The 304-nt window shown below is 65.1% G+C and carries 1 protein-coding gene; it reads left to right on the plus strand.

Annotated elements, in window-relative coordinates; translation table 11 throughout:
* Positions 1-304: ABC transporter permease (locus PXJ20_RS33070; protein WP_421057530.1), on the plus strand; the 304-nt coding region annotated here is incomplete at both ends.

Genomic DNA, 304 nt, shown 5'->3' on the forward strand with positions numbered 1-304 from the left:
CCGGGCTGTCGGAGTTGCCCCAGCACGCCGGTCGCGTGATCGCCGCGTGGCTGCTGACCACGTATCTCTCCACAGGACTCGGCGTGTTCGTGGGTGCCGTGAGCGAACTCTCTGAAATGGTGGAGCGCGTCTGGCACACCGTCACGTATCTGCTGTTTCCGTTTTCGGGTGCGGTGTTCATGGTGGACTGGCTGCCGCCCGCCGCGCGCGACGCGGTTCTGCTGCTGCCGTGGGTTCACGGCGTGGAGATGCTCAGAAGCGGGTTTCTCGGCGACGGCTACACGTGGCACTACAGCGTGACCTA

This window comes from Paraburkholderia sp. A1RI_3L (genome assembly GCF_048957895.1).
Classification (GTDB): Bacteria; Pseudomonadota; Gammaproteobacteria; order Burkholderiales; family Burkholderiaceae; genus Paraburkholderia; species Paraburkholderia kururiensis.